Origin of the sequence: Bacteroides faecis (genome assembly GCF_020091505.1) — a bacterium.
GTDB classification, from domain to species: domain Bacteria; phylum Bacteroidota; class Bacteroidia; order Bacteroidales; family Bacteroidaceae; genus Bacteroides; species Bacteroides faecis.
The window spans coordinates 1067640-1093806 of the sequence record NZ_CP081916.1; the positions used below are offsets into that span (position 1 = coordinate 1067640).

Annotated in this window: 20 protein-coding genes; 16 read left to right on the top strand and 4 right to left on the bottom strand. The window is 42.6% G+C overall.

Features of this window, described 5'->3' with window-relative positions:
• The first annotated feature begins 81 nt into the window (after positions 1-81).
• The 5 genes from dacB (at position 82) to K6V30_RS04555 (ending at position 5409) form a co-directional block, all read left to right on the top strand.
• On the top strand, positions 82-1482 hold the full coding sequence (gene dacB, locus K6V30_RS04535) for a D-alanyl-D-alanine carboxypeptidase/D-alanyl-D-alanine endopeptidase (RefSeq protein WP_022301305.1): 1401 nt from the start codon (positions 82-84) through the stop codon (positions 1480-1482).
• A gap of 148 nt (positions 1483-1630) precedes the next feature.
• A complete protein-coding gene (locus K6V30_RS04540; protein WP_010535937.1) occupies positions 1631-2812 on the top strand; it encodes a hypothetical protein in 1182 nt (393 codons plus the stop codon).
• A gap of 21 nt (positions 2813-2833) precedes the next feature.
• Positions 2834-4174: a hypothetical protein gene (locus K6V30_RS04545; RefSeq protein WP_055269301.1), complete on the top strand. Its 1341-nt coding sequence runs from the start codon at positions 2834-2836 to the stop codon at positions 4172-4174.
• The gene (locus tag K6V30_RS04550) at positions 4171-4761 is read left to right on the top strand and encodes an RNA polymerase sigma factor (RefSeq protein WP_055269302.1); all 591 of its coding nucleotides are present in this window, start codon (positions 4171-4173) and stop codon (positions 4759-4761) included. The genes K6V30_RS04545 and K6V30_RS04550 overlap by 4 nt, the downstream gene beginning before the upstream one ends.
• Complete coding sequence (locus K6V30_RS04555) at positions 4762-5409, top strand: hypothetical protein (RefSeq protein WP_081030803.1); 648 nt, start codon at positions 4762-4764, stop codon at positions 5407-5409.
• 109 nt (positions 5410-5518) lie between these two features.
• Here the strand turns inward: K6V30_RS04555 and K6V30_RS04560 are convergent, their stop codons facing one another.
• The 3 genes from K6V30_RS04560 to K6V30_RS04570 form a co-directional block, all read right to left on the bottom strand.
• A complete protein-coding gene (locus K6V30_RS04560; RefSeq protein ID WP_055269303.1) occupies positions 5519-6244 on the bottom strand; it encodes an energy transducer TonB in 726 nt (241 codons plus the stop codon).
• 3 nt (positions 6245-6247) lie between these two features.
• Positions 6248-7747: a butyryl-CoA:acetate CoA transferase gene (locus K6V30_RS04565; protein ID WP_010535942.1), complete on the bottom strand. Its 1500-nt coding sequence runs from the start codon at positions 7745-7747 to the stop codon at positions 6248-6250.
• Between the two features lie 103 nt (positions 7748-7850).
• Complete coding sequence (locus tag K6V30_RS04570; RefSeq protein WP_055269304.1) at positions 7851-8318, bottom strand: hypothetical protein; 468 nt, start codon at positions 8316-8318, stop codon at positions 7851-7853.
• Positions 8319-8652: 334 nt separating this feature from the next.
• Here K6V30_RS04570 and miaB point away from each other — a divergent pair, with 334 nt between their 5' ends.
• Complete coding sequence (miaB, locus tag K6V30_RS04575; protein ID WP_055269305.1) at positions 8653-10020, top strand: tRNA (N6-isopentenyl adenosine(37)-C2)-methylthiotransferase MiaB; 1368 nt, start codon at positions 8653-8655, stop codon at positions 10018-10020.
• Between the two features lie 127 nt (positions 10021-10147).
• On the opposite strand, the gene K6V30_RS04580 is transcribed toward miaB, so the two are convergent.
• Positions 10148-10858 (bottom strand): helix-turn-helix domain-containing protein, encoded by a 711-nt coding sequence (locus K6V30_RS04580; protein WP_010535945.1) that lies wholly within the window; start codon positions 10856-10858, stop codon positions 10148-10150.
• A gap of 440 nt (positions 10859-11298) precedes the next feature.
• Between K6V30_RS04580 and K6V30_RS04585 the strand changes: the two genes are divergently transcribed.
• The 10 genes from K6V30_RS04585 to K6V30_RS04630 all read left to right on the top strand — a co-directional run bounded on the left by K6V30_RS04585 (position 11299) and on the right by K6V30_RS04630 (position 26164).
• Complete coding sequence (locus K6V30_RS04585; RefSeq protein WP_070101318.1) at positions 11299-11619, top strand: hypothetical protein; 321 nt, start codon at positions 11299-11301, stop codon at positions 11617-11619.
• Positions 11620-11679: 60 nt separating this feature from the next.
• Positions 11680-12738, top strand: a complete 1059-nt coding sequence (locus K6V30_RS04590; protein ID WP_022301303.1) for a DUF4373 domain-containing protein — start codon at positions 11680-11682, stop codon at positions 12736-12738.
• 179 nt (positions 12739-12917) lie between these two features.
• Positions 12918-13412 carry an HU family DNA-binding protein gene (locus K6V30_RS04595; protein ID WP_022301302.1) on the top strand — a complete coding sequence of 165 codons (495 nt, stop codon included), beginning with the start codon at positions 12918-12920 and terminating at the stop codon, positions 13410-13412.
• 170 nt (positions 13413-13582) lie between these two features.
• Positions 13583-14098, top strand: coding sequence for an N-acetylmuramoyl-L-alanine amidase (locus K6V30_RS04600; protein ID WP_010535949.1), 516 nt, complete (start codon positions 13583-13585; stop codon positions 14096-14098).
• Between the two features lie 5 nt (positions 14099-14103).
• Positions 14104-14199 (top strand): smalltalk protein, encoded by a 96-nt coding sequence (locus K6V30_RS04605; protein ID WP_149931992.1) that lies wholly within the window; start codon positions 14104-14106, stop codon positions 14197-14199.
• Positions 14200-14302: 103 nt separating this feature from the next.
• On the top strand, positions 14303-14992 hold the full coding sequence (locus K6V30_RS04610) for a hypothetical protein (protein WP_010535951.1): 690 nt from the start codon (positions 14303-14305) through the stop codon (positions 14990-14992).
• 2 nt (positions 14993-14994) lie between these two features.
• On the top strand, positions 14995-21129 hold the full coding sequence (locus K6V30_RS04615) for an FG-GAP-like repeat-containing protein (protein WP_081030804.1): 6135 nt from the start codon (positions 14995-14997) through the stop codon (positions 21127-21129).
• Between the two features lie 179 nt (positions 21130-21308).
• A complete protein-coding gene (locus tag K6V30_RS04620; RefSeq protein WP_109115110.1) occupies positions 21309-22031 on the top strand; it encodes a hypothetical protein in 723 nt (240 codons plus the stop codon).
• A gap of 220 nt (positions 22032-22251) precedes the next feature.
• Positions 22252-24024: an RHS repeat domain-containing protein gene (locus K6V30_RS04625; RefSeq protein WP_055269309.1), complete on the top strand. Its 1773-nt coding sequence runs from the start codon at positions 22252-22254 to the stop codon at positions 24022-24024.
• Between the two features lie 1240 nt (positions 24025-25264).
• Entirely contained in the window at positions 25265-26164 is a 900-nt protein-coding gene (locus K6V30_RS04630) for a methyltransferase domain-containing protein (RefSeq protein WP_010535954.1), read from the top strand.
• Positions 26165-26167: the final 3 nt, after the last annotated feature.

A 26167-nucleotide genomic window follows, 5' to 3' on the forward strand; every position in this document is an offset into this window, starting at 1 on the left:
GATAGCTCCTGACGGCAAAAGCCAGGGCATATAGGGGTGGTTATGGAAAAGGACCACCTTTATTGCCATAAATTGTTTAGCATGAAGAAAAGTCTTTTATTAGCTGTTTTGTCAGTATGCCTTCTTCCCTTGTGGGGACAGGCAAATCTTTCCCAAATAGATTCTCTGGTTCGGAAAATGCTTCCCGAAGCGTCCGAAGTCGGCATATCCGTATATGACCTGACGGCAAAGAAATCCCTCTATACCTATCATGATACGAAACTTTCCCGTCCGGCTTCTACCATGAAGTTGCTGACTGCTGTTACGGCGCTCTCCCGTTCCGACGCGGACAATCCTTTCTGTACGGAAGTATGGTATGATGGCGTGATAGAACATGACACGTTGCAGGGCAACCTGTACGTTGTCGGCGGATTCGATCCGGAATTTGATAGTCTGATGATGGATTCATTGATAGAAGAAGTAATCACCTTCCCTTTTTCGGTCATCAGCGGACAGGTATATGGTGATGTTTCGATGAAAGACTCTCTTTATTGGGGACATGGATGGGCATGGGATGATACTCCGGAGGCTTATCAGCCTTATTTATCTCCATTGATGTTCTGTAAGGGTGCTGTAGAGGTGACGGTAGTTCCCGGTTCCCAGCAAGGAGATACGGCGAGTATATCCTGCAAGCCGGCATCTTCTTATTATACAATGACGAATCGGACCAAGACACGTACTCCTTCTGCCGGAAAGTATTCGTTATCGAGAGATTGGCTGACTAACGGGAATAATCTGACCGTAACAGGGAATGTTTCTACGTTTAGGAAGGATCTGGTAAACGTCTATGATTCAGGAAGTTTCTTTATGCATGCCTTTCTGGAACGTCTCCGTGCGAAAGGAATCGTAGTCCCCGAATCGTATGGTTTTACTGAATTACCGGCGGATGGAGTTGAACAAATGGCTCGTTGGGAGACTCCGGTACAGAAAGTGCTGAACCAGTTGATGAAGGAAAGTGATAATCTGAATGCGGAAGCGATGCTTTGCCGTATTGCGTCACAAGCCACCGGAAAGAAACATGTGACGGCGGAAGATGGTATTGTCGAAATTATGAAGCTGATCCGTAAACTTGGACACGATCCGAAGGACTATAAGATTGCGGACGGTTGCGGACTGTCTAATTATAATTACCTCTCTCCCGCCCTGTTGGTCGATTTCTTGAAATATGCTTATTCGCAAACAGATGTTTTTCAGAAACTGTATAAGTCTCTTCCTGTTGCCGGGATAGATGGAACGTTGAAAAACAGAATGAAGAATACTTCCGCATTCAGAAATGTCCATGCAAAGACCGGCTCATTTACTGCTATCAACGCGCTTGCCGGATATCTGAAGATGAAGAACGGACATGAAGTGGCTTTTGCTATTATGAATCAGAATGTGCTTTCGGCAGCTAAGGCAAGGGCTTTTCAGGATAAGGTTTGCGAGGTCATTATCGGGCGTTAATTCCGGTAAATGAAAAAGGCTGTTGATAGAAAAAGTGAATACCTGCTTAAAATAATGCTCTTTTATTTGAACGTTTGCTTTATTGGCGTGTATGCTTTGTCAGAACGGTTCTAATTAAGCAATGTTGAATTAAATAAAAGAGTAAACAATGAAAGCTATCAAATATCTGTTACTTATTATGCTGTGTTTTTACGGCGAACAGATTTATTCTCAAAAAAAAGCGGTCTGGGTGCCAGACTCTATTGCGTCTCAAATTTCTGTGATTCAGAATCAGGCCCGCGAGTGGAAACAGCACACCGATGAAAATCCAAAAGATGAGAAAGCATGGATGCGCTATGTACGAACGATCCAAACACTCAAATCGCTTACTCCCGGCGATAGCATCGAAAAGGAAATCAATGAAATGATGGTCAAAGTGAAGAAATACATACCTAATACTGCTACTTATGCTTTGATACAAAATATGATTTTGCCTTTTAGTAAAAGTGATATGAGTTTCGATGAAATCATGGATAAGTGGCCTGATGCTGTTATGCATTATCCTACTTATATGGCTCTGTCCTTTCATAATAAGAATAGGTTGAAGGATGTTTCTATCCGATGGTATCAATCAGGTACGTACCCTCTCCAGTCTTTGAATTATACCTATAATGAATTGATTTCTGCAGAAAAAGATGCGTTAATATTTACTGATGCTAATTGGACGTTGTTTGCAAGTTATCTGCTTCAATATGGAAAGGGATTGTTTAACGATAAGAAAGTGATCTTCTCTGCTTTGATGCTTACTCCGTTCTCAATGAATGAGCTGACAGAGGAACTGGGCATACCGGAATTCAAAGATGCTGATCCGGAGTTTTATAAAAGTAAAACTCCAACAATGACATTTGCCAATGAAATGAAAAAACGCATAGAACATATTGCCAAATATACCAAACGTCCCATTTATATCTCTGTTTCAACCAACGAAGCTGTGAAGAATTTATTGAAAGACCATTTATATGGTGAAGGGCTATTAATGAGATATTCTTCCAAACCTTATGATAATCTGGCTGTCATGCGTCGTAATTTCGAGAATACCTATTTATTGGATTACTTATATGAAACGTTTTATCCGGAGACACTGACAGATGTTTGTCTTGATCTTAAAGGAGTAAAAATGCTTAGCATCTATTATGTACCGGCTTTCAAATCTCTTCTTCAGTTTTATAAGGAGTCTGGTGATGTGACTCATTATGATAAGCTTTATTCTTTGCTGGAATCTATCGTTAAGAAAGCAGATTATTATAGTGATGAAGTGCGTGAGCGTTATCTGAAAAGTATTAATTTCTAAACTATCCCCATTAAAAAGATTGTGAAACAATTCATTTATATATTATTCCTGTTGGTAAGTTTTGGGCAGGCTTTGTTTGCTCAGTCTGTTGAGACAGAGCTATTAGAAGTTCGTTTGCTCGAAAGAATGCCTTTCCCGTTAGGAAAAGACTGGTATCAAGCTCAAAAAGAAGGTTGGAAAGCAGAAGTGATGAAGGATAAGAAAGATGTGCGGGCATGGGAAAACTATTTGTCTGCATGTGATGCCGAATATTGGGAAGAAACGGATTCACTACAGAAGCAGAAGCTGGATAAAGAACGCCACAAAGCTTTCAGAAAAATGCAGAAGTGTGTGCCCGATACCCGATTTTGTTACCAGCGTTTGCTGGATCAAGCAAAGGATAAAAAGAAGGAAGAGGTTCTTCTGCAAAAGCTTTTTTCTTTGAAGCGTACAAGTGAACTCGATTATGTGAATGATATTATACGTTGTCAGCGTGCAGGTCAGACAGATAAAATAAAGGAAATATGTAAAGAGTGGTACTCTAGCGGTTTATATTCTCATGATCTTTTGTCTTACTGTTATAATGAACTTGTCGGATTGCAGGAAAATGCAATATTTGTTTCTGGTGCTTATGCTACTTTATGTTATCATTATCTGCTTCAATATGGGGCAGGACTTTTTAAGAATGTTCAGATTGTAGATGCGGACGATTTTAATCATCCTTCTTCAGAAAGTGAATTTTGGAGAGAGATAGGAATGGATTCGGAAGAACTTCCTGATTGGAAAACAATGGCAGGTGGAAAATCTAAATCATGTTCATGGGATTCGGAAACTTCTCCTAAGTGGAAAGGAAGAAATAATCCGGGCGCATGGTATCTGACTGTTAAGAAAAACCGTCCGGTATATTATCCGCAGTTTACCTCAACTTCGTATTTGAAAGAACTGAAAGACAGCCTTTACTCGGAAGGACTAGTATTTCGATATTCTACAAAACCTTATGATAACTTAGCTGTGATTCGGAAGAATTATGAGCAGAAATATTTGTTGGACTGTTTGCGGCAACCTTTGGTTCAAAATTCCTCGGTCTATTTTTCCGGCATTAATTATTCAAAAAATTACATCGTATCTCTTTCTCCGCTTTTGCGCTTTTACGATGCAAGTGGCGATAAGAATCAAGCAATAAAGTTGCGGCACTTGTTACAGGGAATTTTAGATAGAAGAGAAGAGGACGAGATTGTGAGTGTGGAGAGAGCTGAGTTTAATAAGTTAATGAAGGCAGTTGCTGATCGTATAAAGAATATGATAAAACAGGGAACTACTACGGTTACTGTTAACAGTATTAAAGAGGAATACCAGCAACTAATTGATCCAGTGGAACCATGACATTATTCAGTTCTTTCAAACGCGACGAAACAGATGAACAGCTGATGGAACGCTTTGTATTCAGAGACAACGAGAAAGCATTCGAAGAGCTTTATTGTCGCTATGCTCCCCGCTTCAAAGGTTTCTTTATACGGATGCTGTCGGCGGACAGAGCATTGGCAGACGATTTCCTGCAAGAGTTGTTTCTCCGGATTTATGAAGCCAGAGGTAGTTATCAGCATGGAAAGCAGTTTTCTACATGGGCTTTTTCGATGGCATATAATCTTTGCAAAAATGAGTACCGCCACCGTGACATAGTAGACGAGTACCGTTTGCAACAGTCGTATACGAATGAAGAAGATAGTTGCTCTTCACCTGAGTTTGAGGCTGTGCATGATCGGCAGGTTTTCGACCGGCAGTTGAAGAAAGCGCTTGCAGGATTGACAGACGAACAACGGGCGGCATATACGCTCCGTTATGAGGAAGAACTTCCGGTACAGGAGATTGCCCAAGTCCTGTGTTGTCCGGAAGGTACAGTAAAATCTCGCTTATATTATACTTTGAAAGTATTGCAGCGTTCTTTATCAGATTATAATCCCCAAAAATAGATGAATATGAAAAGTGATGATTTAGAAAGATTGGAAGAATCGCAGGAGATGCAACAGTTGATTCGCTCTGCTAAAGAGCAGTATGAGCAGGAAAAGTCTGCCCAGCCTCCGGTTCCTTATTCTGTCTTTGCACGGACTCTTAAAGAAAGGCAGAAAGGCGAAAAGATGGAAGTGAAGCAGAAGCCATTCGGCAGGGGCGTTCTCGGGGAGAAGCATAAATATGGAAAACGTTCGGGGATTTCTCCCTGGTGGTTGGTAGCTGCCTGTTTGCTGGGGTGTATCATTGGTTATGGTGTTTCCAATACCCCGGATAGTCGGGAGACCGCTACGGACAGGCTTGCTGTAACAGATACGGTGATCATTGTGCATGAGCGGGTGGATACCGTTTATCGGGAGGTAAAAGTGCCTTCCCAATCTTTGGTCGCTTCGCAAGCTGTCCCAAGATCTAAGGATACAAAACTTCCGGGAGAGCGTGTCGAGTCGGATCGAATAGAACGGGAATCAGAACCTGCTTTTATCTCTATCGAGTTCTTACAGCAACAACGAAATCTGCCGGACCCGGATAGTGAATGTTATGCTGCAAACGGAATGACGGTTGCCGAAGGCAACTATCCGTTTCATTTGTTGGCAACTGTTCCGTGCAAATAGTGTTTTCCTGTTGGAGGGATGATGTAGATATTATTTAGGTCCGGAGGGGGGATGGCTTAAGAGGTAAAAGGAGCTCTATAGGTCCATGTTTCTGTTTGCCGGCTTTTGCTCAATCAGTGACTTGGTAATCTTGCTCAATGACAAAGTTTATAGGAACAGACATACAGACTGCTACAGGACGCCCAAGTTGCATACCCGGTTTCCATCGTGGCATCGATTCGATGATGCGTAATGCTTCTTTATCTAAGCTGGCAGATACGCTTTTGGTAACTTTTGCATCGCTGACATATCCGTTTACGTCGATAGTAAATTCTACGGTGACTTGTCCCTCTTCTCCTGCCTGAAAAGCTTCTTCCGGGTATTGTATGTTTTTCTTGATAAATTCATCGAGCCCGCTTAATCCTCCCGGGAAGTCGGGATTGTTGATTATAACATTAATGAGCGTTTGCTCAGGCATATCTTCGGGCTTCACCTTAATAACTTGCTTTTTTCGAATAAATATATTATGAATTTGAAAAGTGTCCGGCTCCATTCGCACAAAAAGTTCCGATGGAAAATCTTTATTCAATTGTAACAGCACATCTTTCATACCTATATGTGAGAAATGGAGCGTCTCTTTATGTTTGGCTTCAATAGAAAAGCCTCCATTTATATCGGAAGAGGTGCTTCTGTCAGCTCCCGGAATATAGATACTGACATTGCGCACAGGTTCTCCTTTCAGATTGATTACCTTACCTGTGAACTGCTGAAATTCCCTTTTTTGTGCAAAAACGTCGTTTGTATTTGCAACGCAAATACAAACGACGAATGAAAGTATGAATGACAGACGTTTCATGCTTTATCTGGCATATTCAGCCCAATTCGTATTCTTCATATCCCCACTTTTGGCCAGTTCGGCGTGCATGCCAAGTGCAGCCTGAATAGCGTGCGGAGTTTGTGCTTTGCCGCCTGCCAGTTTGAGATAATCCCAAAGTAACTGTTTGTAGTCCGGGTGTGCACAGTTTTCGATGATAGCCTGTGCGCGTTCTTTCGGGCTTTTGCCACGAAGATCGGCTACACCTTGCTCGGTGATGATGATGTTCACAGAGTGTTCGCTGTGGTCGAGGTGGGACACCATCGGTACGATAGCACTGATTTTTCCTTCCTTAGCCACAGACGGACAAGTGAAGATTGAGATATAAGCGTTGCGGGTGAAGTCTCCCGAGCCGCCGATACCGTTCATCATCTTTGTACCGCCGATATGAGTAGAGTTTACGTTTCCGTACAGATCGACTTCGATTGCCGTATTGATAGAGATAATGCCGAGTCGGCGTACCACTTCCGGATTGTTTGAGATTTCCGACGGACGGAGAACCAGCTTGTCACGGAAGAAGTCCATATCATTGTAGATACCTTCCAGACAGTCATTAGTTACAGTCAGCGAACAAGCACTGCCAAACTTGATACGTCCTTCACGGATCAGACCGATCACAGAGTTCTGGATCACCTCCGTATACATTTCGAAAGCAGGAATCGTTTTGTCACGTCCCAGTGCACCGAGTACAGCGTTCGCAATGTTTCCCACTCCCGATTGCAAAGGAAGGAAGGTAGACGGGATGATGCCGCGCTTCATGTCGGCAGCAAGGAAGTCGGCAACGTTCTGGCCGATTTTGTCAGTCAACGGATCGGCGGCAGCGAATGAACGTGCTTCGTCCGGCCAGTTGGTTTCTACTACACCTACAATCTTCTTCGGGTCTACCTGGATATAAGGCAATCCGATGCGGTCACTCGGTTTGTAGATAGGAATTTCGCGGCGGTAAGGCGGGTCGAGCGGTTCGTACACGTCATGCAGACCCATGCAGGATTTGCTGTGTGCGGCGTTCAATTCAACGATGATCTGGTCGGCAAGGCGGCAGATAGTCGGAGAGATACCACCGGCAGCGGTCAGATAAATCTTTCCGTCCGGAGTCAGCTCACAGGCTTCGATGATTGCTACGTTTACCTTGCCCATAAAGCCATAACGTACTTCCTGTGCCATTTGTGACAGGTGAATGTCGTTGTAGGCGATCTCCCCGTTGTTCACGGCTTTACGGAAGTCGGAGTTGGTGGTATAAGGAGCGCGGTAGCGGATCGCTTTTGCACGTGACATAACGCCGTCGCAAGATTCTCCGGTAGATGCACCTGTGAAAATTCCTACTTGAAATGGGTTTCCCTTGGCATGTTCTGCTTCTGCAATTTTTGCGAGTTCAGCTGTAACAGCCTTTGCCGTTCCTGCCGGAGTAAATCCGCTCAGACCGATGTTGTAGCCATGTTTGATCAGGCTTGCAGCTTCTGCTGCCGAAATACGATTGAATGACATAAATAGTATAATTTCGCGTTAAATGCGGTTGATATTTGTTAGTTAATACTCAATGTTCAAAATACTTAAAAACTCATTACCGGTAATCTGGAAAGTTCATTACTTAATACTTGCGTTGCAGGATTTCTCCCCAGATAATAGCGCGTCGGGCTTCTTCTGCAGAATGGATTGAAAAATCTTCCTGGTTGCTGTTGTCCGTTTCGGGATGATCATAATGAGAACCTTGCTTCGTGTTTCGTTTATCTTGTGCGGAACTGTTCGCTATGGATGCGGCTACAGATATTTCTTCTTTTTTCTTCTTGGGTGTCGGTTTGGGTGTCGGTTTGGGAGCCGGTTTGGGAGCGGGCTGTTCCACCGGAAGTGATTGGAGGAAATCGTCCAAAACCTTGCTGCCTCTCCCCCAAAATTCGGGTATGGGAGTAGCATCGGGATCTACTTCGACCGGAGATGGTGTGGGTGGGACGGGGCGTTTATTCTGAGTCTTTTTCGACTTGTTATTTTTGCTCACCTCTTTGAATATTCCCACGAGGATGACACCTGCTATCAAGAGAAATTTCAAAAAATCTTCCATTCTGTTTCACTTCTAAATAGTTATCCGCCAAAGGTAGGCAATAAATCTGATTCGAGCTAACATTTTGTTATGAAAAAAGGGCAGCTTCACAGCTCCCCTTAATTTTTTTAACCTAAACCTTAACTATGAAAAAATCTAATGTTTCTTTCATTGCACAAATGTGAAAAATAAAATTAAATTTAGCAAGGATATGCCCCTCAAATGTTTATTCCATTAACATTAATTACCAAAATAATGCCTGAACTACAAGTTTTTGCGTTATTTTCGTACCATTTTACCACTTATTGAATTCGAAGCCGTATCTTTGCGGACAAATTTAAAACGAGATTTGAATATGAACGAATTAACGGGAGCGGACTTTAAATCCGCAACTGCTGATGACAACAAGAAGTTGTTTATCGAAACTTATGGCTGCCAGATGAACGTGGCAGACAGTGAGGTGATTGCTTCGGTAATGCAGATGGCAGGCTATTCGGTAGCCGAAACGCTCGAAGAAGCCGATGCTGTGTTTATGAATACCTGTTCGATCCGCGACAATGCGGAGCAGAAGATTCTGAACCGTCTGGAGTTTTTCCACTCACTGAAGAAAAAGAAGAAGAATCTGATTGTAGGTGTGTTGGGCTGTATGGCCGAACGGGTGAAGGATGACCTGATTACGAATCATCATGTCGACCTGGTGGTGGGCCCCGATGCTTACTTGACGCTGCCCGAACTGATTGCGGCGGTAGAAGCCGGAGAGAAAGCGATCAATGTAGACCTTTCGACGACTGAGACCTACCGTGATGTGATTCCTTCGCGTATCTGCGGCAATCACATTTCCGGATTTGTGTCCATCATGCGCGGCTGCAATAACTTCTGCACCTACTGTATCGTGCCTTATACCCGCGGACGCGAACGCAGCCGTGATGTAGAGAGCATTCTGAATGAGGTGGCGGATCTTGTGGTGAAGGGCTACAAAGAAGTTACCCTGCTGGGACAGAACGTAAACTCTTACCGGTTTGAGAAGCCGACCGGTGAAATCGTTACCTTCCCGATGTTGCTTCGTACCGTAGCTGAAGCTGCTCCGGGTGTACGTGTCCGTTTCACGACTTCCCATCCGAAGGATATGAGCGACGAAACGCTGGAAGTAATTGCCCGGGTACCGAACGTGTGCAAGCATATCCACCTCCCCGTGCAGAGCGGCAGCTCCCGCATCTTGAAACTGATGAACCGCAAATATACCCGTGAGTGGTATCTGGACCGGGTAGCCGCTATCAAACGTATCGTTCCCGATTGCGGCCTGACAACCGATATCTTCTCGGGCTTCCATTCCGAAACGGAAGAAGATCATCAGCTCTCGCTTTCTTTGATGGAAGAATGTGGCTACGATGCCGCCTTTATGTTTAAATATTCTGAACGTCCGGGGACGTATGCTTCGAAGCATCTCGAAGATAATGTGCCCGAAGATGTGAAAGTCCGTCGCCTGAATGAGATTATCGCTTTGCAGAACCGTCTGTCCGCAGAGTCCAACCAGCGCTGTATCGGAAAGACGTATGAAGTATTGGTAGAAGGTGTTTCCAAGCGTTCGCGCGATCAGTTGTTTGGCCGGACGGAGCAGAATCGTGTGGTGGTGTTCGACAGAGGTACGCATCGTATCGGTGATTTTGTCAATGTACGGGTGACCGAGGCTAGTTCGGCTACGTTGAAAGGCGAAGAAGTCTAGTATATCATTCTCTATTTAGGCACGGATTTCACGGATTACACGGCTTTAGTTTATTGAAACCGTGTTAATCCGTGAAATCCGTGCCTAAATAATATTATTTGGGGAGAACCGGAGAGTGGTTGTCAAACTACATCATCATGTGCCTGCGGATGGAGAACTTCACGATTGCCATTGCGTTGATGGTGCTGAAGGGGATATCCATTGGGTCGTGATGAGCGTTGTAGCTTACCAGCTTGAGGTATCCCTCCTTTTCCGAGCGGTTCACATATTTCACTGCCAGGTACTCATCCCCTTCGATCGTAAACGAAACCAGGTACATTTCACCGTAAATGAGATTGCTGAAACTGTTGATCTCTTTAAACCCTACAATGTCTCCCGATTTCAATATCGGATACATACTGTCGCCGCTGATATAAACGGCTCCGTCGCATAGGGGAATGCTTGGGATCTGTATCTTTCCTACCATATATTGTTGCTTGTTGGTGAGCAACGTTTTCAGGTTGGCAGCAGCTGTAATATCATATAGGGTAACGCTGCGGTCATCCATTGCTTCTGCTGTTTTAGGATTGTGAATCATCTGAACCTCGCCGCTTACTAAATCGCTTTCACAGAACTTGGTTCGATGTCTGGGGGTACCCTTCCCAACCAGCAGCCAATTAAGGTCTACATCTCTCATTTTGTTGAGCAGCAGATGAAAGTCAATCCGGTTTCTGGCGCACCAGTTGGATAATGTTGCACGTGAAACACCTAAGTAACTGGCCAGTTCACTATCCTTTTTAAAGTTGAGCGCCTGCTTGGCGCGCTTTACTATTCCCGAAACATCTAGAAATGTATCCATATTATTCTTGTTATATTTTTAGTGGTGTGAATAATGTTTATATTATATTGATCCTCAGTTTATTTATTGTTTTAACATTCTTAATTTTAAAAACTATTTGTTTTATATATAAAACATGTATTATATTTGTGACGATTTAAAATTTAATATGTTTCAAAAATAGGCATAAATTAGGTAATAACTATGAATATGAAGGAGAATTTTATAGAAAATTGTAAAATGGCTGTTTTCAATAGCTCTTAGACAAGGTACACATCGCCTGGATGAATGGTACTTGCCAACCTGTCGGAGGGTACCATTCGGCAGCTTGACCGGTACCGGCCAATAGCCTGACCGGTACTTGCCGGCAAATTGACCGGTATCATTCTAAATAGCTGTTATAGGGGAACATACAAACATACACACCGTCAACATTATGTAATATTTTGATTATGGATAACATGAATAACTTAGAAAACGCCACCGCTCACTACTGCGGACAATGCAAACGCAAGCTCCCTTTGGATGCTTTTTACTTCAACAAACGCCGGCAATGTTTCGACCGCTACTGCAAAGATTGCCGCAAGGAAAGAAGCCGTATCTACTACCAAAAGAAAGAAGATACACAGTATGTAAATGAACGTACCAACTATCCGGTGATCACCCGTACGGAAGATCCTGAAAAGAGAACTGAACTCATTCTTCACGCCATGCAGGTAGTAAGGGCGAGCGTCTTGCAGAAATGTAAGAAGCAACGGGAAGAAGAAGCGATGAGAGAATGAGGAGAAAAGTGATAAGTAACAAGTAATAGGTACAAGTATAACAATTTAAAACTCGCTGATATGCCACGAATAAAAAAACAGGGACTAGACTATTTTCCCCTTAATACCGATTTTATACACGACCGCCTGGTGCGTCGTATCATGAAGCGCGAAGGTGACGCTTCGCTTTCCGTACTGATAGAGGTACTTTCCTATATCTATTCGGGCGAAGGTTATTATGTGTGTGCCGACGCGCTTTTCTACGAAGATCTGTCGTCCAATCTATACGAGAAAACCAGTGATGATATCAGGCGCATTGTCTCCTTAGCCGTGGAGTACGGAATATTCGACGCTGCGCTCCATGCCAAGTATGGCATTCTGACCTCTGCCGATATACAGCGTCAGTACCTTTTCAGCACCAAGCGCAGAAATGTTTCGCATCTCGACCCTGCCTATTGCCTGATAAGCGAAGAACTGCTTGCTCGTCCGTCCGGGAAAAACGGAGCGGGCAACCGGAGTAGCCAACCCCGTGAAACTGTAAATTCTGTTAATGAAACAAGCATGGAATCATCCGTTACTGCCGATGAACAAGGGGGATCGGACGAATTGGAAGTAAATGTTAACAGGGCTGAAAATGGATCGTTTATCCCCGAAAATGTAACATCCGGTACACATAGCATAGCACAGAATAGCATAGCAGAGCATAGCGTAGCAAAGAATAGAAAAGATTCCCCCTCTCCTTCCTCTCCCGAGGCGGAGTGCGGGAATACGGAAAGCGGAAACCCGAAAGGAGAAGAAGAAAAGGAAAAAGAAGAAAGAGGAGGGAAGGAAGGAGGAAAGGAGGAAAATTTTCTCGAAAAGAACACGGAGGCGCCCCTTCCGTCCAAACGTCGGGAATGGACCAACGAAACCCTCTCCGAACTGCAACCTCCCACTGATGGTATCGGGCGAAACTATGATGGATTACTTTACAACATGCGCCTCTACGGGATACCTCCTATGGAACAGTACGCAATCATCCGAAAAAGCAACTTTGGGGCAATCGGAGGACCTGTCTGGAAAGGATTTTGTGCGTTGCGTGACAGTTGTGGAAAAATCAAGATGCCGGGACGGTATTTGCTAAGTGTGATGAATCGGTAGGACGATAGTTGATGAGTTTAAATATTTGATATATAATGCATTAAATAAAAATATTCATTTGTTTAAGACGGTTTTTGAAAATAATTTCTTCATGTAAAACCATTCCCTTATCTTTGTAGTGTCATTAAGCTTGAGGACAACATAACACAATTTTATTAACAACAAAAACTATTACAATTATGACTGTATTATACAAACCGTACCAATCGAGTGTGGTAAGTAAAAGTGGTAAAAAATTATTCTACCCAAGAGTGGTCCGTACCGGTAATGTCGGTACATCGACCATAGCCGAAGAGATTGCTGAATACTCATCCCTTTCCCGGGGAGATGTAAAGAACACCATCGATAACTTGATTACCGTCCTGACCCGGCATCTGCAATCTTCTCAGACCGTGACACTTGAGGGGCTCGGCACCTTCCGGATAGTGATGATAGCGGGTGGCAGGGGTGTCGAAACCGCTAAAGAAGTGTCTGCCTCCCAAGCATCGCTCACAGTTCGTTTCCAACCCTGCACTACCAAGAATCTGGATCATAGCGTAGCCACCCGCTCCATGGTGACAGGGGTGAAATGTATGCGCTTCGATCTTGCTGATGCTGCCGCTCCGGGTGGAGAAGTAAATCCGGACCCGAATCCCGACGATGGCGATGAGGAAGCACCGGATCCGACAGTATAACGAACCGCCACACGCAACACACATAACGGATGACTAGACTATACTGCATTATGAATTTTTAGAAACAACGACTTAACTAGAAACAACAATTAGACTAAGGCAGTGACTTAACTAAGACAACGACTTAACTAAAAATAATGACTTAACTGTCTGATAAATTATCAATTCACATGAGAACTATCAATTTGATCGTGGTGCATTGTTCCGCCACGCAGGGGAATCGTATGCTCTCTCCGGAGGCTCTCGACCTGATGCACCGCCGCCGCGGTTTCAACGGAACAGGCTATCACTATTACATCCGCAAAGACGGAACGGTGCATCTCACCCGCCCTGTCGAACGTATCGGTGCACACGTGAAAGGCTTCAATGCAAACAGTATCGGAATCTGCTATGAAGGTGGTCTGGACTGCCGGGGACGCCCGGCAGATACCCGGACTCCGGAACAGCGTGCTGCACTTCGGCTACTTGTACATCAGCTGCTTGAGAAGTTTCCGGACTGCCGGGTGTGTGGGCACCGGGATCTCTCGCCGGATAAGAACGGTAACGGGGAGATAGAGCCGGAAGAGTGGATGAAAGCGTGTCCGTGCTTTGATGCTGAAGAGGAATTTAAAGAACTTGTGGCAGAAGGTACGGTAGAAACACAGAGTAAACTAAACTATTTAAAGAACGAGAAAGGAGGTAAATGATGGCAATGAAGAAATCTGTATGGGACATGATCCTGAAGGTGGTTATCGCGATAGCGTCGGCTGTGGCAGGCGTGTTGGGGGCTAATGCGATGAATCTTTGAAAATAGCTTGAGTCAAGATACTCAGTTCCCCGCCACGAAAGTGTGCGACGCTCTCGTGTAGCGGGGATCATTATACATTAATTATTAAAATAAATAGATAACAATGAAGAAACGAATTATATTCTTTATAGTGATGGCATCTCTCATTTATTCCGGATTATTTGCTCAAAGTCCCCCAAAGAATGGAATTGGATTTCTTGACGCAATACCTGTGACTTTATCTGCGGGGCAGTCATCTTTTACTGATACGCGAAATACGAGTGAGCCTGCTTATGGGCAATACCGGTATTTTTCACCGAGAACGGGGTCATATGAGATTACTGATGGGTGTGCAGTGTATTATAGGCTACAAACGACTGCGAGTGGCGATATTAGAATTCATAACTGGGATTCGGAAACTGCATTTACCACTTTATTTTTGGTAGCTCCGCTCCACCCGGGTGATGAGTCCGAATGGGGTTACAATAGCGATGCAATGTACACTGTAGCTATGTTTGATAGAGGAGATACTTATGACTTTGATGAAGCGGGTATTCCCGAATATGCTTCGCACGGAGCGGCATATCTCCATATCCCTAATCTTCCGGCAGGCACTTATTTTCTTATAGCTGCCGGATATAAGGGAAGCAATGGGTCGGTGCGGAACGGAAAGATTAAAACGACTATTATAGCAGATCTAAGTTCAGGTATCCCGGAAGAACCGGATATGAAACCTGAAGAAATTAATACCTGTCCGATACAATACCAATACGATCAGTCAGGAAATCGAATAAAAACTATCAAAACGAAATAATTATGAATATAATATCAAAAATAAGGATTATAGTGGCAGGGCTATTAGTGACTCTACCAATGCAAGCGCATACATCTGTGTCTGAGGATAATACGGATGTGGGAAAAATCCCTGTTCAGTATGCTTTAAGTCCGACAGGTGCCGTTACCTATCAGGTACCTATAAATGTTCATTCCGCCCCGGATGGTTTTCAGCCGCAACTGTCATTTAGCTATAACAGCCAGCAGAATGAAAGCGCACTAGGGTATGGATGGACTATTGGAGGGTTGTCTGCTATCAACCATGTTAGCGGTAGCATTTATTATGATGGAAAAGCTACCCCGTTGTCTACTTCAGAAGATAAATTAATGCTGGATGGTATGCGACTGATGAAGAAAAGCACGGATACCTGGCAATCCGAACAGGGATTTGTCAAAGTGAAGAAATTGGCAGATGGCGCATTGGAAACTCGCTATCCGGATGGAAACACTGTCCTGTTCAAGACTTTTCCGCAGGCTCCTTTCAGCTATGTGATGACTTCCTGTGTAAATCGCAAAGGACAGTCTATAAAATACGAATATATGCAAGTGGATAATATGTCCTATATTAGCAAGATAATGTATGGTGAAACTGGAGGAGTATATAATGACTCTGTTATATTTACCTATCGGAATGTGACTGATGATATCACGCGTTATGCTGACGGAAAGCCACTTAAATATAGCCGTCTGTTAGAAAAGGTAGAGTCTTATTATAAAGGTAGGCTGTGGCGTCGTTATCGACTTTCTTATCAAAACAGGGGAGTGAATCTGCCCGTACAGTTGGATTGTGAGACCGAAAGCCGCAAACTTGCTCCTTTATCTTTCAAGTATGGTGACGGACGGAGCATCGAGTTTTTAAGCGGAAATACTATTTATTTGGAACGGTATTTTCCGAACTCTGCTCAGGGAGGCAGTTCTTACAGGTCTCTTGCCTTGTCGCGCGGCAAGTTCAGCCGGACATCAAAGAGTGACGGACTGATCTCGTATCCGGTATTTTATGGCGAGTATAGTGAAGACCAGCATTTGCTTATATATAAAGATTTATCCGATTATCCAGTTTCTCCCGTAGTTTTTACGGCTGGAAAGGGTTTTAAGCAATTAGTTGCGGCTGATGTAAACGGAGATGGTCTGGAAGTCCCGGTAAAAGTGAATTATTATGAAGAAAACGGTACGGATAGGCTGGTGGCTTCTGTTTATGGAAACGACGTTGATCCCAATCGTCATTCAGACTACGTATATTCGGAATGGGGTGGATATGTGCACGAACGCCAAGTGCTTTTTGGTGACTTCAATGGTGATGGTAAAACGGAGTTGCTGGCTATATCCAGTTGTCATGATTCGGATCGAAACAAATATCTGTCACGCGCCTTACTGGTCGACCTGAATGGCCGAAAGGCTATTTACGACGGAGAATGTTTCGACTTTACACTGTATCAGACGGACAACAAAGCATTGTATTCCGATCGAATGATCCCTATGGATTATAACGGTGATGGCAAAACGGATATCTGTTTGATTAACATAAACGGTCTTTATGTATATGAGTTTACCGGAGACGGGTTCAGGCAACTGGCATATTCGAGTGCTATCAATATCATGTACTTCAACTTTGAAAGTCCTACTATCAAAGATAGAGAACTGATGGTGGCGGACATGAATGGTGACGGGAATATGGATATTATTCTGGGGCCCCGCCGTGTACATTGCAAGGAAGGATTCAAGCATTTGGGAGACGGTATCTGTCATGGCGCATGTAATAGTGAAAGCAATTTGAAAAGCACCAGTGCGGCTGGATACAAGCATTATGTACACTCCTCCGGACAGGAATGTATGGTAGATCCAAGTGTGACCGAACGGGATTTGGTTGTCTTTGACTGGAATGTGGAAAACGGCAAACAATGGAAGTTTCTGATATCTACCGGAAATTCATTTTACAGTGATAGTAATCCGGGATTCAAGGTGCATACAGAGGAGTTGTTCTACAGTTTCTACGAGACAGTGGGAGATAACTTTATGCTGATAGATGTAGACAGCGACGGCCGGCCGGACTTGTTGCGTAACGTGCGTGGAAAAATAGATCTTTATCTGAATGTGAATGGAAAGATTAGTCAGACTCCTAATATACGTTCCTCATTGCAAATGGATAATCTGTCGGCACAGTTTGCTATGGCTAATGTGGCTAAATCTTATTACTGGTCGGGAAGTCTGATTTGCGTGGACAATGAGAAACTTCATGTGTATGATTATACACATAATGAGTCGGAGGCGCGTATGTTGCACGACCTGACCGATAGCTACGGAGTTACTTCGAATCATTATTACATGGATATTGTGAAAGTGCCTGAGAGTCGCTATGTGAGTACTCCGGACGCATCGTTGGGATATGTCAGATATCCGTATACTGTAATGACTCCCCATTTGTATGTGTCGGGATGGCTGAAGAAGATGAAAGGGAATGAGCAGCTTTCGTGGGAATATTATAATTATACGAATGCCGTATTTCACCGGACGGGTTTAGGTTTTCGTGGTTTTAGGAAAATAGAGACAGAAGACATCGTGAATAAACGCACAATGACTTCCGTGTTTGATCCGGAGTTGCTGAGTGCCGAAGTGAGAAAAGAAACTCCTACCGATACAATTGTACGCAAATATGTGTTAGAAAAGGCGCAAGATAAGACAGTGCTCCTGAAATTAGAGAGGGAGACGGTAAAGGATGCTCTCAACAAGAAGGAAAAGAGTACTGCGTATGAATATAATAATTATGGTCAAGTAGTTGGTGCATCTATCTCCTATGATGCTCATAATACGGAAAAGAAGTCATATGGTTATCAGAATGTAGATATGAGTGATCTGTATCTATTGGGACTTCCGTATTATGCCCATACGAAGAGTTCCCGTAATGACTCAATCATCTTTCAGGAAGTAAGAACGGACTACGACGATCGGTACTTGCCTGTAAGAAAGACTAATTTTTTCAATGGGAATATTACTTCTCAAGAACTCTGTGAGTATAACGATCGTCTGCAATTGACTAAACAGGAGCAATGTTCTTATGAATCAACAAATTGGTTGTCGAAAGAATTTGTTTATAGTTTGGACGGACATTTATTGAGAGACAGTACTTCTATGGGACTGTTTACCGATTATGTTTATGATCCGGAAACCGGTTTTTTACAGAGTAGTACTGACCATAAAGGACGTGCTACCCGCTATGTATATGACGATTGGGGGAACCTTGTAGGAACCCATAATCCGGATGGCAGTGTAAAACAGACATCAGCTGCATGGAGCAAAGAAGGAGAGCCGGGATTGTATGTAATAACTACTGTTGAGACCGGAAAACCTGTGTCTAAAACGTATTATGACTTTTTACAACGGGAAATTCGTATATCACAGATTCGCTTTGATGGTCAGGAAATGAAAACGGATAAGGTATACAATACCAAAACTGGTCTGCTAGAAAAAGAATCGCTGCCCACTACAGGCAATGTGCCTTCACGTTGGAACGATTATACGTATGATAAGTTCGGTCGTCGTACTTCTATACACTATGCATCCGGAAAAGTAGACTCATGCGCTTACGGTGCTTTGACCGATACTGTTATTGAAAATGGTATTCGTCGTATCCGCAAGTATGATGTAATGGGACTGATGACGCAAACTACGGATGCTGCAGGAAGTATTGTCTATTATTATCGTCCTGATGGACAACCAGTGCTTGCGGTGGCTCCGGGAGATGTTCAGACTCGTTTCTATTATGATAAGTACGGTCGCAGAATCGCTATCAAAGATCCAAGTGCGGGAATCAGACGTACAGCTTATGACGATGCGGGAAACATCTGTAAGGAAACGGATGCAGACGGTCGTGAGATAACGACAGAGTATGACTGCTATGGTCGCCTTACGAAGCAAACGACACTGGATTTGACTACTGTTTATACTTATGATGATACAGAAAATGTGTTGCTTTCGGCTGTATCAAATAATGGCAGTGCTCTGCTCAATACCTACGATGAATATGGAAGGTTGAAAATACAGCGTGAAGAGGCTCCCGACGGAAAATGGTTGCAGAAAACATATGCCTATACAGATGATGGAATGCCGGCTTCTGTTTCTTATACATCGCAAAACGGTACTTTGGCTACCGAACAGCTTATCTATCGAAATGGTTTCCTGACGGAAGTCCGTCTGGCAGATGGTACAATAGTTTATCGCCACGATGAAGAGAATCCGCAAGGTCAACTGACGAAGCTTACTTCCGGAGGAATGCAACGCAGTTATACTTTCAATGATTGGGGATTACCTGTGAAGCGTAGCATTACTCGGGCTGACGGTTCTGTCCTTTTCGATTACAGCTATCATTTCAATGCCTCGAATGGTAACTTGGAGAGTCGTATCGATACAAAAAGAAATCTAGCTGAGAACTTTGGTTATGATGCCTTAAACCGCCTTACTAGTTATGGAGGGAAAATAGTGGAATATGATAACCTTGGTAATATTCGTCAGAAAGGTAATGCTGGAGAATTAATGTATACGAATCCTAACCATCCTTATGCAGTGACGGGGTTGACTCCTTTGGCAGAAAGCCCTGTTAAGTCCCATCTTGATATCGTATATACCGCTGCTGAGCGTCCTTCCATCATTACCCACGGCATACAAAAAGCTGTATTGACATATAATGCCAATCATGATCGTATACGTATGCAATATTCCGATAATTCTCGGAATCTGTTGACCCGTTACTATCTTGGTGATAATTATGAACTGGATGTTGACAGTACAGGTGTGCATGAACGTCTTTATCTTGGTGGGGGGTATTATGACGCTTCTGCTGTGTTGATGAAGAAAGGAGACACATCATTGGTTTACTTCATTCATCGTGACTATTTAGGTAGTGTTTTGCAAATCGCAGATGCACAGGGTAACATTGTGGAAGAAAACAATTTCGATGCCTGGGGATGTAGACGTAATCCTTCAACGCTAAAGGCTTACGCTATTGGTGCAGCTCCGAAATTACTGCTGGGCAGAGGCTATACGGGGCACGAGCATTTGGAAATGTTCGGAGTGATTAATATGAATGCCCGGTTGTATGATCCGGTGTTAGGGCGTTTCTTGACTCCTGATCCTTATGTGCAAATGCTGGATTTCACTCAGGCTTTCAATCGGTACAGTTATTGTATGAATAGTCCGTTGTGCTATGTTGATGAGAATGGTGAGTTTTGGTGGGTTGTGGCTGCGGCTGTTATTGGTGGAGTAATCAATGTAGCTACTCATTGGGATAGTATTGATAATGTTTGGCAGGGGCTTGGGTATTTTGCTGTTGGTGGTGCAGCGGGTGCTATTGGTGCAGTTACGGGAGGTGCATTCGCTGGTGGCGGATTTATCGGAGGAGCTATTGGGGGGTTCGTTGGTGGTGGGACATCAGGTTTCGTCCTTGGTTCCGGAAATACATTAATGGGCGGAGGAAATATTGGTGATGCTTGGTCTAATGGATTTAAGGGGGCATTGAATGGTGCTGTAGCGGGGTCCGTCACAGGTGGATTGATTGGCGGTGGTATGTCGTTTGTTAAAGGTCAGAATGTATGGTCTGGACAAGATATTGCTCAAGGAAGAAATGCATTCTCGTTGAAGAATACACCGATAAATGTGATTGAGCATCCTGAAGCTTTGTCTCTTTCTCCTAGTAATGTACTCCAATCATTACCGGATGATCCTTTACTTAATAACATGAATGGCACTTCTATGAGTTCTTATAATAAAGGGCAACTCGGTGTAAAAGAAGCTATGAAAGAGTTTGTAGAAGATGGTGGAACTGTATATCAGACAGAAGTTAGCGTGGATTTACCTCATACTCTTTCTAATGGTAAAACTATTATGGTGCGTAATAGGTTTGATTTTGCTGGTGAGCTAGATGGTAAGTTACATTTGTTTGAAGTTAAAAATGGTGCTAGTGCAGGGTTTACTCCTAATCAGAAAATTAATCTTCCTAAAATGATTTTTAATCATCCACAATTCACGCCTGTTGGACGAAATGCTTTGCAAGTTCCTCATTTTCAGAATAACATAGGAATACCATATACAGGTAACTATGTAATAATAGTAAAACACTATTTCTAATATCCTATACTCGGTCAGATACTTTTTTGTGAAATGTAAAGGCTTATTTGTTTGTTGTTATTTGCAAAGAACTTCTGGCTGAGTGTAAATAATAAATGGAAGTATATAAGTTTTGTATATAATCTTCCATGATATTGAAAAAAATAATTATATTTGTAATATTTTATTAGATAATTGATATGAAAGAACAAATGACAAAAATTAAATCTATATTAAATGAGCGTTTAGTTAAATATGGATTTAAAAAAAGGGGGTATGACTATTTTGTGAGAATGGCTGATGAGGATATTATTCAAAATATAGGATTTGGCATTGCTACGTATGGAGAGAAGCATGTCCGATATTTGAATCCTTCTATTGGTGTTATATATAAGGATGTCAACAAATTGGAATTACATCTAAGGAATTTGGAAAAAACAAAATATCCAGAATATGTTGGTCTTATGGTTGGATCTGCTCTTGGCTATTTGATGCCGGAAAATTCTTATAGGGAATGGCGCTTTTCTGATAATGAAGACGTGACAAAAGAGGCGAACAGTATGGCTGATGCCATTATTAACTACGGTTTTCCTTATCTTGATTTACTGTCAGATAGAACAGAATTGATTTATGGTTTGGAAATAGGTAAATATAGTCAAGGAGATGGCTACTTATTACCAATATTTCATTATCTGAATGGTAATAACAAGCGCGCTTTGGAATGCATAGATGAATTCATTAAAAAACTTTCTGCTTCTTCTTACCTTGAAGATTATGAGATAGATATATTAAAAAAATTATCGGAAGAGAATGGAGAGGCTCACATAGTTAATAATAATGGACTAAAGTCTTATCTTGAGTTTGCTGATAATTTTAGACAAATGATAGGGCTTCATGAAAGTGGAATTTCAATGAGCGAATAATAATGAGTGTTTTTACTCTGGTATTCGTTGGCTATTGGGGGCTTTTAGTATTATCTTGGCATGAAGAAACTTTGTTTTCATGCTGAATGATATTGTATATTTTGTTTGTTTTTCTGTCGTTTCTAAAGGTAGTGGCTTGACAACAGAATAGTTATTTGGCTAGAACGATTGCACGACTAAAGTCGCCCCTTGGATAGATCTCATCTTGAATGTTGAAAAAATGTCACTGGAGGAATGCGGCGCAGTTATTCGTTCAATTGTAACAAGAAGTCTGGTCGAGAGCTTTGGTTATGATGCCTTAAACCGCCTTTCCACTTTTGGGGATAAAGTGGTGAAATATGACAATTGTGGTAATATTCGTCAGAAAGGTGATGCGGGAGAATTGGTGTATACAAATCCTAACCGTCCTTATGCAGTGACGGGACTGGCTCCTTTATCGGAAGATCGTATTAATTACGGTATTGATATTACATATACCGCTGCCGAGCGTCCTTCTGTCATCGCACGTGGCACGCAAAAAGCTGTTTTGACTTATAATGCCAATCATGACCGCATACGGATGCAATATTCTGACAATTCCCGGAATCTGCTGACCCGTTACTATCTTGGTGGCAACTATGAACTGGATGTTGACAGTACAGGTATGCATGAACGTCTTTATCTTGGTGGGGGGTATTATGACGCTTCTGCTGTGTTGATGAAGAAAGGTGACACATCATCGGTTTACTTCATTCATCGTGACTATTTAGGTAGTGTTTTGCAAATCGCAGATGCACAGGGTAACATTGTGGAAGAAAACAATTTCGATGCCTGGGGATGTAGACGTAATCCTTCGACGCAAAAGGCTTACACTATTGGTACAGCTCCGAAATTACTGTTGGGCAGAGGCTATACAGGGCACGAGCATTTGGAAATGTTCGGGGTGATTAATATGAATGCCCGGTTGTATGATCCGGTGTTAGGGCATTTCTTGACTCCTGACCCTTATGTGCAAATACTGGATTTCACGCAGGCTTTCAATCGGTACAGTTACTGTATGAATAGTCCGTTGTGCTATGTTGATGAGAATGGTGAGTTTTTCTTTAGCATTTTTCTTGGTCCGGTAGGAGCAATATTGGATGGTATTTGTTGGGGAGCTGTTATCGGAGCAGGAGCATCAGCGGTTACTTACTCAGTATCAACCTTGATAAGTGGGCAGCCATGGAATAGTGGAAATTTTTGGAAGTCCGTAGGTGTCGGTGCAGTTGGTGGTGCAATTGGTGGCGGTTTCGGTGCTGTTGGAAGTTTGTCGGCTTTAGGTACTTTTGGAAACTCTGTTGGGTATAATATGCTTAGCGGTGTAGCCAATACTGCGGCGACCAATGCTATATTTGGAAATGATATGAATTGGAGTGATATTTATTCTGTCATAGGTGGCTCTGCTATTGGTATTGTAATTCCTACCTTTAAGGGGGTAAATGGTGGTAAGCTTGCAAACAGTTTGGCTGAAATAGGCTATAATTCAATGAGAGGAACTGCTACGGGGCTTACTTCCGGTGTGGTGAATGCTATCGCATATAAAGACCCGGATCGGATTTGGCAGGATGCTGTTGGGGGAGCTATCAGTGGCGTTAGTAGAAGCATTGCGATGGATGTGATATTTGGTGCTCCGTATAAAGTTGAAAAGTCCTATGGTGCCGAAGGATTATATAGAGGTGGAGGATTATCAACATTACTCATGAAAGGTGGTGGAATCACATTAGGTAGGAATATGTATGTTAATTCTAGAAACGACGAAGAAGGTACTCGTTTCCATGAGAATTATCATATACAACAACAAAATCAAATGGGATGGGCCAACTTTTATGGACGCACCATTCAAGAATACAGTCAATATGGATTCTTTGACCCGATGGACAATGTATACACAACAAAAGGGACATTAGAATACAAAGCTGACGAGTATAGAAATAGAATGATGAAGATTCCTTGGAGAAGTTCTTATTATAAGTAAGAATAAGGAGGAGAAGGAAATTAATTTTATTCTCCTCCTTTTTTTTATGAGAAATATATGCTTTATTTGCGAAACAATTATTGATAATCAGCACAAATTGGAAATGAAAGTATTTTTTTATCTTATATTAGTTTTAACTCTAATGAGTTGCATCCAATTAACGAGTATATCACTTGTCAATACAACAAATGAACCTATAAAACTTTGTTGCTATTATAATGCTAATAATTATGCAGACTCGGTATATATTGATAAAAGAGATACTTCGTTATTGATTTTTCGATCCGCATGGTTTCATAGTAGTAAAAAAGTAAGAAGAGCATACATTAATCACATGGATAGTTTAATCATTCAAAGTTTGAGTAAAAGGATTGTTTATCGAGATAATAAATCTATTTATGAATTTCTTATCAATAATAATGATACAGCCGATATGGTTGAAACAAGAGTTAATTAAATAAATTTTATGCGCAATCAAATAGCTGGCAGATTAGGAAGATGTACATGAATGAGTTATGTCCTATTTTTAAGATTATCATTGAAAGAAGATTGTTTGAATCCATTCTAATAGAAAAAATACTGCATAAAACACTGCAAGAATATGCATAAATGATCTTGTTTTTGGATATAGATAGGTGAAATATGCATGATAACTAGCAATGTTAGGAGGCGTTTCATTTAAAGAAACACCTTGTTGGTTTTAAAGGAACGACTCGTTGGTCGGTGAGAAACATTTCGCTTCATTTAAAGGAACAGAATAAAAGGTACTTTGGATGTTTGTTTTGCTCTGGATATTGTCAATTGTGGGATGGACTGAGAATGTTAGATTGATACTTGAGACGTGACACATGCGTTCTATTTTCATGTTTTATCCTTATTTTCTGTCTTGTTGATTCTTATAACGTAAAATATGTGTGATTTGAAAATATGCAGACTGTGATTCCTTCCGTTTTTCCAGTTCAGCCCGTACTTGTGTTGTATATTTCTGATTCTGCACAATGATTCCTATCCATTTTTCATGTACTAAGAAGTTTTGTTCTGATTGCGGGAAGTTGCTTCACATTTCATTTCATCTCCCCGTTTGGGAGTACACTTTGAAATAAGTGTCAGAGTAACGTTATATTATTAAAAGTACTTAACGAAAGCCCGTTACGTCACTTTTTATTTGTTTCTTTGCACCAAATTCGGGAATAGTGTTGTCTTGTGAATCGGGGCAGCACTTAATTTTGCTTAGAAATTAATGGAGAAACTCATTATAAATGCTTGTCCGGTGTGTGGCAGTACGCACTTGAAACGCGTCATGACTTGTACGGATTTTTATGCTTCGGGCGAACAGTTTGAGCTGTGTTCGTGTGAAGACTGCGGATTTACGTTCACGCAAGGTGTGCCGGTAGAAGCAGAAATAGGCAAGTATTATGAGACTCCCGATTACATCTCCCACACTGATACGCGCAAGGGCGCGATGAATACCATTTACCATTACGTACGTTCCTATATGCTGGGCCGCAAGGCGCGTCTGGTAGCCAGAGAGGCACACCGAAAAAGAGGGCGTTTGCTTGATATAGGTACGGGAACCGGTTATTTTGCCGACGCTATGGTTGGCCGTGGCTGGAAAGTGGAGGCAGTGGAGAAAAGTCCGCAGGCGCGTGCTTTTGCCAAAGAGCATTTCGATTTGGACGTAAAGCCTGAATCAGCTTTGCAGGAGTTTGCTCCCGGCAGTTTCGATGTGATCACCCTCTGGCATGTGATGGAGCATCTGGAACATCTCAATGAGACATGGGAGATGCTTCGTGAGTTGCTGACAGAAAAAGGGATGCTCATTGTGGCGGTACCCAACTGTTCCTCTTACGATGCGGAACGTTACGGAGAGTATTGGGCGGCATACGATGTCCCCCGCCATCTCTGGCATTTCACTCCCGGCACTATTCAGCAATTAGCTTCCCGCCATGGTTTCATAATGGCGGCGCGTCATCCGATGCCGTTTGATGCGTTTTATGTGTCGATGCTGAGTGAGAAACATCGCGGCAGTTCGTGCAGTTTCCTTAAAGGGATGTATGTAGGGACGCTTGCCTGGTTCAGTACTTTGGGACGGAAAGAACGGAGCAGTTCGATGATTTACGTATTCCGGAAAAAAAGATAGCGC

Excerpts from the sequence above, each read along its gene's own strand:
- K6V30_RS04620 (WP_109115110.1), top strand. The coding sequence starts at position 21,309 with ATGAAAGAACAAATGACAAAAATTAAATCTATATTAAATGAGCGTTTA.
- dacB (WP_022301305.1), top strand. The coding sequence starts at position 82 with ATGAAGAAAAGTCTTTTATTAGCTGTTTTGTCAGTATGCCTTCTTCCC.
- K6V30_RS04570 (WP_055269304.1), bottom strand. The coding sequence starts at position 8,318 with ATGGAAGATTTTTTGAAATTTCTCTTGATAGCAGGTGTCATCCTCGTG.
- K6V30_RS04565 (WP_010535942.1), bottom strand. The coding sequence starts at position 7,747 with ATGTCATTCAATCGTATTTCGGCAGCAGAAGCTGCAAGCCTGATCAAA.
- K6V30_RS04555 (WP_081030803.1), top strand. The coding sequence starts at position 4,762 with ATGAATATGAAAAGTGATGATTTAGAAAGATTGGAAGAATCGCAGGAG.
- K6V30_RS04625 (WP_055269309.1), top strand. The coding sequence starts at position 22,252 with ATGTCACTGGAGGAATGCGGCGCAGTTATTCGTTCAATTGTAACAAGA.
- K6V30_RS04590 (WP_022301303.1), top strand. The coding sequence starts at position 11,680 with ATGCCACGAATAAAAAAACAGGGACTAGACTATTTTCCCCTTAATACC.
- K6V30_RS04630 (WP_010535954.1), top strand. The coding sequence starts at position 25,265 with ATGGAGAAACTCATTATAAATGCTTGTCCGGTGTGTGGCAGTACGCAC.
- K6V30_RS04550 (WP_055269302.1), top strand. The coding sequence starts at position 4,171 with ATGACATTATTCAGTTCTTTCAAACGCGACGAAACAGATGAACAGCTG.
- K6V30_RS04595 (WP_022301302.1), top strand. The coding sequence starts at position 12,918 with ATGACTGTATTATACAAACCGTACCAATCGAGTGTGGTAAGTAAAAGT.
- K6V30_RS04540 (WP_010535937.1), top strand. The coding sequence starts at position 1,631 with ATGAAAGCTATCAAATATCTGTTACTTATTATGCTGTGTTTTTACGGC.
- K6V30_RS04615 (WP_081030804.1), top strand. The coding sequence starts at position 14,995 with ATGAATATAATATCAAAAATAAGGATTATAGTGGCAGGGCTATTAGTG.
- K6V30_RS04610 (WP_010535951.1), top strand. The coding sequence starts at position 14,303 with ATGAAGAAACGAATTATATTCTTTATAGTGATGGCATCTCTCATTTAT.
- K6V30_RS04600 (WP_010535949.1), top strand. The coding sequence starts at position 13,583 with ATGAGAACTATCAATTTGATCGTGGTGCATTGTTCCGCCACGCAGGGG.
- K6V30_RS04605 (WP_149931992.1), top strand. The coding sequence starts at position 14,104 with ATGAAGAAATCTGTATGGGACATGATCCTGAAGGTGGTTATCGCGATA.
- K6V30_RS04560 (WP_055269303.1), bottom strand. The coding sequence starts at position 6,244 with ATGAAACGTCTGTCATTCATACTTTCATTCGTCGTTTGTATTTGCGTT.
- K6V30_RS04585 (WP_070101318.1), top strand. The coding sequence starts at position 11,299 with ATGAATAACTTAGAAAACGCCACCGCTCACTACTGCGGACAATGCAAA.
- miaB (WP_055269305.1), top strand. The coding sequence starts at position 8,653 with ATGAACGAATTAACGGGAGCGGACTTTAAATCCGCAACTGCTGATGAC.
- K6V30_RS04580 (WP_010535945.1), bottom strand. The coding sequence starts at position 10,858 with ATGGATACATTTCTAGATGTTTCGGGAATAGTAAAGCGCGCCAAGCAG.